Raw genomic sequence first — 9,364 nt, 5'->3', positions numbered from 1 at the left:
AGTCCGGATCGAGGAAAAGGATGGGGTACTTGCCCATTGGGCCGTCGTGGTTGAAGATCACCTCGCCGTGCCAGAGTCGGCGCATGACCTGCGCCCAATCCTCCATCTGTGCGGTCGTCACCGCCGGAATGCCGAATGCCCCGTAGATCGCGGCGATACCGCGCCCTACGCCGAGAGTGAAGCGGCCGCCGGACAACCGGTGCATCGTCGTCGCCCACGATCCGGTGATCAGCGGATGGCGGGTGTTGTGATTGGTTGCGGCGGTGGCGATCTGCATCCGGCTGGTCACCGCACATGCCGCGCCAACCAGTGACGAGGCCTCCTTGACGTTCCAGCGTTCGGAGATGAACGCCGTGCCGAAACCCAACTCCTCGCCGCGGCGCGCCTCGTCCATCAAGGTGGCCGGACCCTCACCGCCGGCTCCAGCCAGCAGGTAATAACCCAATTCGTCGAGCGTCTCGGTCAACTCCAAACTCCTTGCTTGTAGCCGCAGTTCCAGACTTCGGTGATCTTCCCGGCGACGACGCGGAAGATCTCCATGCTGCCAACGTCAACAGTGGTGCCATCCCTGAGCGTCATCGGAGACTGGTAGACGATCGCGACGTGTTCACCATCGTCACCGGCAACAACCAGATTCAGATCGAATCTGATGGCCTCGAACATGGCCCAGTGATCGACGATGCGGTTGACCGCCTCCTCGTGCGTGAGCACTGTCGCCTCACCCACCTCATGGCGGGTGACCGTGTCGCCGACCAACTCCTCGGCGAGCACGAAGTCGCGCTCATTCCACACCACGAGGTTGTAGAGCTCGACAACCTCGCGGGCCGTGCGGGGTGAGGCGCTCATTCACACACCTCTACGGGTTCTCGACGTCGCGCAGGAACCGCTCGGTAACTCGCTGTACGCGCCGGGAGAAGATGTGACCGACGTGGCTGCCGTCATACCAGTACAGTTGGCCACCCCACCGGTCCTGCAGCGCGGTCGTGGGCTCGCGCATTGCCATCCGGTCGTGCCACGCGCCGACGATGAGCCGTCGCTCGGGCGGCGGCGCCGGGTCGACGGCCAGCGGATCGATCACCGAGGTCAGCTGCGAGACCACTGGGGAGGCCAGCAACTCGCGGAACACGTCTCTCGACGAGCCCCAACGTCCCAGGTGTCGCGCGATCATGGCGTTCAGTCCGAGGATGGGGGTATACAGGCCAACTGCATCGATGTCCCGCTGCAGGTGCGACACCAGCGCGGCCACCGGGGTGCCCATCGAAATCCCTGACACCACAACCGTGCTGGCTTGTGGCCGGACCCATTTGACGACGGCTCGTACCTCCGACACCGCGCGCATCATGCCGGCGACATTGCCGAGCGGGTCCATGTCCGGGTAGGCCGGCCATTCGCGACGTCGGCAGCCGTGGCCGGGCTGCACCGGCATAGCGACGTTGAATCCCAACTGGTGATGGATCCGTCCGATCCGCGTCAGCAGCAGGTCTTCGGCGCCACCCTGGCCGGCGCCGTGCACCCATATCAGCCATGGCCGGGGGCCATCGGTGTGGCGGCACAGGTGCACAACGGCCCTCGCCGGACCACCAAAACCCTCGGCCGCCAGCGTCTTCGGCAGCGCGGGATCGTGCTCGAAGGTCAGCCGTTCGTACGCCAGACCGGCGATGCGCCGGCGCTGCGTCCTCTGCACCTGCAATGGTTCTGGGTCGGCGTGCGCACGATCGATGCCCAGCGCCGACAACTCCTCGGCTGCCCCGGTGCACGCGTCCGGCGACCGGATCGCCTTTGGCGTTCCACCCAGGAGCGAAAAGCCGGATAACGCAAGCTCATCGAGCATCACCTCGCCGAACTGGCGCACACCACGCGGCGTCGCCGGGGCCCACCCGGTCGACTCGTTGAGGCCGGCCACCGTCCGGGGCACAACCTTGCCCAGTTCGCGGACCACGTCGCGGGTCAGGACCAGGCTGCGCGTCGCCAACGACATGTCGCTCACCTAGGCCAGTTTGAAACCGGTGTAACCGGCGGCCGCGATTTCGTCGCAGCGACGCCGGTATTCAGGGATTCCGCCGGTGTAACCCATGTACATGCGTTTCTTGCCGGGCACGTTGCCACCGTTGTACCAGGAGTTGCATGACGGATGGACGAGAACGGTCGGGGCGACCAACGAGGTGGCGTGGTCGATCCAGTCCTGCTGCGCGGTGGACAGTGCCTCGATGGTGCGAATCCCGTTGGAGCGCAGGTGTGTGATGCAGTCGCAGATCCAGTCCACATGTTGTTCGAGCGCAGCGACGAAGTTGGTGGCCGCGCTCGGACTGCCCGGGCCCTGGATCGTGAACAGGTTCGGGAAGCCGGCGACCGCCAGCCCCAGATAAGACAGCGGCCCCTCGGTGGCCCAGAATTTGCCGAGCGACAGTCCGTCGCGTCCACGAATGTCGATGCGGCTCAACGCACCTGTCATTGCGTCGAACCCGGTGGCATAGACGATCACGTCGAGATCGTAAGAACGCTGGTCAGTGCGAATACCGGACGGGGTCACCGCGCGGATCGCTCCCTTACGCAAATCGACGAGCGTCACGTTGTCGCGGTTGAAGGTCTCGTAGTAGCCCTGGTCGATGATCGGCCGCTTACAGGCGAACGGGTGGTCGGGCACCAGGGAGCTCGCCGTTTCGGGGTCCTCGACGATCCGCGCCACCGCCTCGCCATACAACGTTGCCGCCATCCGGTTGGCCTCGATGTCGAAGAAGATGTCACCCCAATTCAGCGCGCCCAGCACGCCGTCCTCTTCGATGGCGCGCAATTGATCGTCGCGTGACGCCGACTTCAACGGGGGCTTGCCGAGCATCCCGAGCAACACCGAGAAGGCGCTCAGCCGCGCCGCGCCAACCGGGTGAGCCCGTTGGGCGGCTCGGATGTCGTCGTAATGCGCTTTCAGATCGTCCAGCTCGCCGGGCTCGAAACGCCGCACCCGCCACGGCAGGGTGTAGGCCGGAGAGCGCTGAAACACATAGAGCTGCTCGGCTTCTCGGGCAACCACCGGGATGAGCTGGATACCGCTCGAACCGGTACCGATGACGCCGACCCGTCGTCCGGCAAGGTCGACACCGTCCTTCGGCCAGCGGCTGGTGAACAACGACGTTCCGGTGAAGGAGGCCATCCCGGGGATGTCGGGTTCCAGCGGCGCCGACAAGATTCCGGTCGCCGCGACGACGAGCGGGGCCCTGAGAATCTCACCGGCTTCGGTGCGCACCGTCCAGTCCGCCGCCTGCTCGTCGAAGGTCATCGCGACGACCTTGGTGCCGAACTGGATGTCGCGGCGAAGGGCGAGGCGGTCGGCGACGAAGTTCAGGTAGGCCTCCACCTCGGGCTGGGCCGGCATGGTCTCCGTCCACACCCATTCCTGCTGGATTTCCTCGGAGAAGCTGTACGAGTACTCAATGCTCTCGATGTCACACCGTGCACCGGGGTAACGGTTGTACAGCCAAGTGCCACCGACGTTTTCGGCCATCTCCAACACCCGGGTCCTGAGCCCGAGCTGACGCAGTCGGTGCAGCGTGTACAAGCCGGAGAATCCGGCACCGATAACGAGCGCATCGAAGCGCGGGTCGCTATCAGGCATTGTCACCGGTGATCTGCTGGATGGTCCGAGTCAGGTGCAGCGTCTTGATCCGCCAAGTGCCGTCCTGCTTTTCGTAGGTCTCGTGGTAGTGGCCCGCGCCGTGCAGTTCGTTGCCGTTGCCGAAGATGATCCAATCCTCCATTGCCCAAATGCCGGTGGCGGTCACGGGCGAGGTGAGGGTGATTTCCGGGGTATGGCAGTGGTGCATGGTGGCCGCATTCTCCAGGCCGCCCAGCACCATGGGCACGAAGTTGTCGGCACCTTCCACCGGCGGGCCTGTCATCGGGTCGGCTCCGCCGGTGGACACCGCCATGTCCAGCAGGACGACCACGTCGTCACTGAACACACTGCGCCACCCGTCGGCGTCCTTGGCATCGAGAAACCGGCAATAACGTGCTTTCAACTGCCGAATCGCTTCGACCTCGTCCGCCACTTCTCAACGCCTCCCTCGACCTGGAATCCATACTGTAACGTATTTAGTATCGCTGCCACGAGTGCTTGAGGAGCCGGTGTGAAAGTTCCCTTCACCTGGAAAGTCACCGGTTGGTTCATGGTCGGCTGGTCACCGGAATTCCCCATCGGCGAAGTCCGGCCGCTGCAGTATTTCGGCGAGGATCTGGTCGCTTACCGCGACGAGCAGGGTGAACTCCACGTCATGGAAGCGCACTGCAAACACCTCGGCGCCCACATCGGCCACGGCGGCACCGTGGTCGGCGACTGCGTTCAATGCCCGTTCCACGGATGGCGCTGGGGACCCGACGGCACTAATCGGTACATTCCTTACCAGCCGGACCGGCCCAACAAAGGATTGCGGCTGCGGGTGTACCCAGTCCGGGAGCAGTACGACTGCGTGTTCATCTGGCATCAGCCAGACGGCAAGGAGGCGCAGTGGGAGATGCCCGATATCTTCGGCAAGTTCCCGCAATTCGAGACCGATCCGGCCGCCTACTACCGTGCGTTTCCGGAGTTCTCCCGGCGGGCCGAACGCGAGCCCGTGCATCCGCAAACCGTCGCCGAGAATGCGCCCGACAGCGCGCATTTCGAGTATGTGCACCATGCCACCGTGACGCCGCGTGTGCTGGACTGGAAGATCGTCGACCAGGAATGGCAATTCGTCGCCGGCTGGCCGGACGCCCGCAGCGACAACCCTGAGGATCTCGCGTTGCGGTTCCACAGCCACTTGTTCGGCCTGGGTGGCGCGATCAGCGTGTTCGAGGGCGCCCAGAATCATCGGCTGATCTTCACCTGCACACCGGTCGACGACGAATGCTCGGACCTGTTCTATTCGATCTGGTGGCCGCGGCTGCCCGGCGACTCGTCAGACGTACCGACCGGCGAGCTGCGCGACACCATCGAAAAGCATTTCCTGTCAACAGTCTTCGACGATCTTCAGATCTGGCGTTACCAGAGGTACGTGGAAAATCCCGCGCTGTCCAAAGAGGACGCGAAAGGGTATATGGCACTGCGTAAGTGGGCCGCCCAGTTCTACGAAGTGCCGGCATGATCGACCTGGCCGAGATCGCGGCACCCGGGCACACCGCAGTCGTGACCCAGGAGTGCCAGGGCGCCGTCATCGGCCCGAACGCCGGGCTGGCAATGCTTGCCGAGGAGGCGCGCCGCGTTGCACTGCCTAACATCACCAGGCTGCTCCCGGCGGCTCGGGCGGCAGGCGTACGGGTGGTGCACTGCGTAGTGCAGCGACGTCCCGACGGGCTCGGCTCCAATCACAACGCCAAGATCTTCTCCATCGGGCGCGGTGAGGTGAACATTCTTCCGGGCACGCCGGGAGCCGCCGTGCTGCCCGAATTAGGTCCCGAGCCAACCGATCTCGTCCTCAGCAGATGGCACGGCGTCGGCCCGATGGGAGGAACCGACCTGGACGCGGTGCTGCGCAACCTCGGGGTGTCGACCATCGTGGTGGTCGGGGTGTCGCTGAATATCGCGATCCCCAACGTGGTCATGGACGCGGTCAACGCCGCCTATCGGGTCGTCGTGCCTCGCGATGCCGTCGCCGGAATCCCCACCGAGTACGGCAATGCGATCATCGATAACACGCTGTCGCTGTTGGCGACAATCACCAGCACCGACGATCTGCTCCAGACCTGGGGCCAGCCTGATGAGGGGAATTTGTGACCGACACCGCCGACACCGCGCCCGCAGCCCGGGGTGGATTTCCCGAAGTCAGACCGGTCGACGACGCACCCCCGGAGCTGGGTCGATTCGTCGCCGCGATGCGCAGACTGCAGGATCTGACCGTCTCCACGAACCCGGACAGCTCCTTGTGGGCTGACGCGGCCGCGCACCTGGAAAGCGCGTGCGCTCTCTTGGACGGCCATCAGGTTCCGGAGACGCAGGTCGTGGCCGGCCGGGTGTTGAGCATTCCCGGATTGGGGCATCCACTGATGCCGCCGTGGACGCTGACCGACTCCGGTCGCGACGGTGTCACCATGACCGGGCACTTCACCGAGGCTCATGTGGGCGGTAACCGAGCGGTGCACGGCGGCATGATTCCGCTGCTGTACGACTGGCTGCTCGGGATGACGGTGACCGCCGCGAACATCCGGCCCACCCGGACCGCGTTCCTGCACGTCGACTACCGCAAGATCACCCCGATCAACGAGCCGCTGGAGGCTCGCGGCTCGATCACCGAGATCGACGGCCGGAAGGTTTTCATCACCGCTACCATGACGGCAGCCGACGGCGCGGTACTCAGCGAAGCCAACGGCCTGATGGTTCGCTTGCTTCCGCACCAGCCGTGAGAGGCCTGATGTCCGACACCGCAGTCGAATTCACCGTGCCCGCCGTCGCCGCAGCCGTCGCGGCAACGATTCCGGACCGCGAGCTGATCATCCAGGGCGATCGACGCTACACCTACGCAGACATCGTCGGGCGGTCGAATCGCCTGGCCGCATACCTGCACTCGCGCGGGTTAGGTTGCCACACAGAGCGATCCGCGCTAGATAGCCACCAAGTCGGGCAGGATCTTCTCGGCGTGTATGCCTACAACGGCAACGAGTTCGTCGAGGCGTTGCTGGGCGCCTTCGCCGCCCGGGTCGCACCGTTCAACGTCAATTTCCGCTACGTCAAGAGCGAATTGCAGTATCTGCTCGCCGACTCGGGTGCAACGGCACTGATCTACCACGCCCGTTTCGCCCCGCGGGTAGCCGAAGTGTTGCCGGATCTTCCGCAGCTGCGGGTCCTGATTCAAATCGCCGACGATTCGGGCAACGCATTGCCCTACGGCGCCGTGGACTACGAGACCATCGTCGGCTCGGATTCGCCGGAGCCGGCGCTGCAGCACTCCCCCGACGATTTGTACGTCCTCTATACCGGCGGCACCACCGGGATGCCCAAAGGTGTGCTGTGGCGGCAGCACGACATCTTCATGACGTCCTTCGGAGGACGAAACATCATGACCGGTGAGCCCAGCAGCTCGCTCGACGAGATCGTGGAGAGACTGGCAGACAGCACCGGAACCAAGCTATTGCTCCTGCCGCCGCTGATCCACGGCGCGGCGCAGTGGAGCGTGATGACGGCGATCACCACCGGCCAGACTGTCGTATTCCCCTCTGTTATAGACCATTTCGATGCTGAGGACGTTGTCCGCACCATCGAGCGGGAAAAGGTGATGACAGTAACGGTGGTCGGCGACGCGATGGCGCGGCCCTTGGTCGCCGCGATCGAAAAGGGCATCGCTGATGTGTCATCGTTGGCTGTGGTGGCCAGCGGCGGCGCGCTGCTGACCCCGTACGTCAAGCAACGCGTGATCGACGTGCTGCCCAACGCGATCGTCATCGACGGCGTCGGATCCTCGGAGACCGGCGGCCAGATGCACCACATGTCGACGTCGGGAACCGTGTCGACGGGCATCTTCAATGCCGGACCGGATACCGTCGTCGCCGCCGAGGACCGCGGCTCGATCCTGCAACCGGGTCACGATGGCATGGGCTGGCTGGCGCAACGGGGTCACATCCCGCTCGGCTACAAGGGCGACGCCGCTAAGACGGCCGTCACGTTCCCGGTGATCGACGGCGTGCGTTACGCGGTGCCCGGTGACCGGGCCCGCCATCGCACCGACGGCTGTGTCGAACTGCTGGGCCGCGATTCGGTGACGATCAACTCCGGCGGCGAAAAGATCTTCGTCGAAGAAGTCGAAACGGCCATCGCCTCGCATCCCGCGGTGACCGACGTGGTCGTCACCGGACGACCCAGCGAGCGGTGGGGCCAGGAAGTCGTCGCCGTCGTTGCACTCGCCGACGACGCGCGGGCCGAGGCCGTTGAGCTAATCGACCATGCCGCACAGACATTAGCGCGATACAAGCTGCCGAAGGCGATTGTGTTCCGGGACACGATCGAACGCAGTCCCTCCGGCAAGGCCGACTACCGGTGGGCCCGCGAGCAAGCGGTGAACGGAGCCTAGGCATGAGTGACGACGACGTGCGGGCCGCTCTACAACGCCACTGGGATGCCTCCGACGCAAACGACTTCGCCACGGAACACCAAATCTATCGAGCTGATGCGGTTCTCGACTATCCGCAATCGGGCGAGCGCATCCGGGGCCGAGCCAACATCCAGGCGTCACGCACCGCCCAGCCGAACCTCAAGCGGTTCACCGTGCGACGCATGCTCGGCAGCGGAAACCTGTGGGTCAGCGAACTCGTGATGACGTACGACGGAAAGCCCTCGTACGTGGTCAGCATCATGGAATTCGAGGGCGGCGAGGTGATCCACGAATCGCAGTACTTCAGCGATCCGTTCGAGCCAGGGCCATCTCGCGCTCAATGGGTCGAAGAGATGGACTGAGCCGGACGAAGCGACACCGGCAGGTGCGTGAGTCCGTGCAGGCCGATGCTGTTGTTGAAAGTCGGTTCACCGGCCAGGGCCAGGTATGGGTAGCGCTCGAACAACGACTGCAGGCCGATGTGTAGTTCCATGCGAGCCAGTGTGGCGCCCAGGCAGACGTGAATGCCCGTACTGAAGCTGAGGTGTTCGCGGGCGTTGGCGCGGGTCGTGTCGAAGGCACCGGGGTTCTCGAAGACTGCCGGATCGCGGTTGGCGCCGCCCGCCAACAGAAAGAGGGCTTCGTCTGTCCTGACCGGATATCCTTGCACGTCAATGTCTTCGGTAGCGATACGCGGCACCACTTGACCCGCCGTGTCGTAACGTAGAATCTCCTCGACCGCACCAGGCCAGCCGTCGGGGCTCGCGGATAGCGCGGCCAGCTGGTCCGGATGACGGATGAGCGTGACGACCGCCTTACTCAGCACATGGGTTGTGGTCACAAAGCCTGCGCCGAGGAGCAGCCCTGCGAGCATCCTGAGCTCGCTCTCGGTCAGGTCTCCGTCGCGCACGACGTCGGACAGGATACTTTCGCCGGTGTGGTCGTGCCTGAGCCGCTGGATATGGGTCGCGATGTACCGGTCGAAATCGCGGAGAACAATTGTCCCAGAACGAAAGTCACGCCAGGAAGCGGCGCTGGTGCCGATCAGTCTCGATATGGTTCCGGCGGATTCCTGGAGATACGGTATCTCGTCGGGTGGCATTCCGATCATCTCGGCGATGATCGCCACCGGAATCTGTGAGGTGTAGTCGGCGACCAAGTCGCACTCTGTTCGGCCTTCGAGGCCGTCGAGCAACTCGTCGGCTATCTCGTGGATACGTGCGCGCAGTGCATCGAGGGCCCGCGGCGTGAATGCCCGCGAGATCGGGCGCCGTAGCCGCGTGTGCTCAGGCGGATCGCTGACCAGCAGTGAG

Annotated in this window: 11 protein-coding genes; 5 read left to right on the top strand and 6 right to left on the bottom strand. The window is 64.4% G+C overall.

What is annotated here, in order from left to right; all coding sequences use genetic code 11:
- From WAN02_RS30795 to WAN02_RS30775, 5 genes are all read right to left on the bottom strand, one after another.
- A partial coding sequence (locus WAN02_RS30795) for an LLM class flavin-dependent oxidoreductase (RefSeq protein ID WP_422269161.1) occupies positions 1–499 on the bottom strand: 499 nt, incomplete at its 3' end.
- A complete protein-coding gene (locus WAN02_RS30790; protein ID WP_422269158.1) occupies positions 463–846 on the bottom strand; it encodes a nuclear transport factor 2 family protein in 384 nt (127 codons plus the stop codon). The genes WAN02_RS30795 and WAN02_RS30790, both read right to left, overlap by 37 nt.
- 10 nt (positions 847–856) lie before the next feature.
- A complete protein-coding gene (locus WAN02_RS30785) occupies positions 857–1,978 on the bottom strand; it encodes a PHB depolymerase family esterase (RefSeq protein WP_422269160.1) in 1,122 nt (373 codons plus the stop codon).
- A 9-nt stretch (positions 1,979–1,987) separates the two neighbouring features.
- A complete protein-coding gene (locus WAN02_RS30780; protein ID WP_422269159.1) occupies positions 1,988–3,610 on the bottom strand; it encodes a flavin-containing monooxygenase in 1,623 nt (540 codons plus the stop codon).
- A complete protein-coding gene (locus WAN02_RS30775; RefSeq protein WP_422269157.1) occupies positions 3,603–4,043 on the bottom strand; it encodes a nuclear transport factor 2 family protein in 441 nt (146 codons plus the stop codon). Before WAN02_RS30775 ends, WAN02_RS30780 begins: the two co-directional genes overlap by 8 nt.
- Positions 4,044–4,121: 78 nt before the next feature.
- On the opposite strand from WAN02_RS30775, the gene WAN02_RS30770 reads away from it, so the two are divergent.
- The 5 genes from WAN02_RS30770 to WAN02_RS30750 are packed head-to-tail and all read left to right on the top strand — an operon-like array spanning position 4,122 to position 8,413.
- Positions 4,122–5,114 (top strand): Rieske 2Fe-2S domain-containing protein, encoded by a 993-nt coding sequence (locus WAN02_RS30770; RefSeq protein ID WP_422269156.1) that lies wholly within the window; start codon positions 4,122–4,124, stop codon positions 5,112–5,114.
- Positions 5,111–5,743 (top strand): cysteine hydrolase, encoded by a 633-nt coding sequence (locus WAN02_RS30765; protein WP_422269155.1) that lies wholly within the window; start codon positions 5,111–5,113, stop codon positions 5,741–5,743. The genes WAN02_RS30770 and WAN02_RS30765 overlap by 4 nt, the downstream gene beginning before the upstream one ends.
- Positions 5,740–6,369, top strand: coding sequence for a PaaI family thioesterase (locus WAN02_RS30760; RefSeq protein ID WP_422269154.1), 630 nt, complete (start codon positions 5,740–5,742; stop codon positions 6,367–6,369). The genes WAN02_RS30765 and WAN02_RS30760 overlap by 4 nt, the downstream gene beginning before the upstream one ends.
- An 8-nt stretch (positions 6,370–6,377) precedes the next feature.
- A complete protein-coding gene (locus tag WAN02_RS30755) occupies positions 6,378–8,030 on the top strand; it encodes an acyl-CoA synthetase (RefSeq protein ID WP_422269153.1) in 1,653 nt (550 codons plus the stop codon).
- Between the two features lie 2 nt (positions 8,031–8,032).
- Complete coding sequence (locus WAN02_RS30750) at positions 8,033–8,413, top strand: nuclear transport factor 2 family protein (protein WP_422269152.1); 381 nt, start codon at positions 8,033–8,035, stop codon at positions 8,411–8,413.
- On the opposite strand, the gene WAN02_RS30745 is transcribed toward WAN02_RS30750, so the two are convergent.
- The coding region (locus WAN02_RS30745) for a cytochrome P450 (RefSeq protein ID WP_422269151.1) at positions 8,389–9,364 on the bottom strand (976 nt) is incomplete at its 5' end. The genes WAN02_RS30750 and WAN02_RS30745 overlap by 25 nt on opposite strands.

The sequence above is a fragment of the Mycobacterium sp. genome (assembly GCF_049281135.1).
GTDB lineage: Bacteria > Actinomycetota > Actinomycetes > Mycobacteriales > Mycobacteriaceae > Mycobacterium.
Note: the sequence above shows the minus strand (reverse complement) of the source record. Positions and strands in the feature narration are given on the sequence as shown.

Bases quoted from the DNA above. Each gene is read 5' to 3' on its own strand.
- WAN02_RS30750 (WP_422269152.1), top strand. From the start codon at position 8,033: ATGAGTGACGACGACGTGCGGGCCGCTCTACAACGCCACTGGGATGCC.
- WAN02_RS30785 (WP_422269160.1), bottom strand. From the start codon at position 1,978: ATGTCGTTGGCGACGCGCAGCCTGGTCCTGACCCGCGACGTGGTCCGC.
- WAN02_RS30755 (WP_422269153.1), top strand. From the start codon at position 6,378: ATGTCCGACACCGCAGTCGAATTCACCGTGCCCGCCGTCGCCGCAGCC.
- WAN02_RS30765 (WP_422269155.1), top strand. From the start codon at position 5,111: ATGATCGACCTGGCCGAGATCGCGGCACCCGGGCACACCGCAGTCGTG.
- WAN02_RS30780 (WP_422269159.1), bottom strand. From the start codon at position 3,610: ATGCCTGATAGCGACCCGCGCTTCGATGCGCTCGTTATCGGTGCCGGA.
- WAN02_RS30790 (WP_422269158.1), bottom strand. From the start codon at position 846: ATGAGCGCCTCACCCCGCACGGCCCGCGAGGTTGTCGAGCTCTACAAC.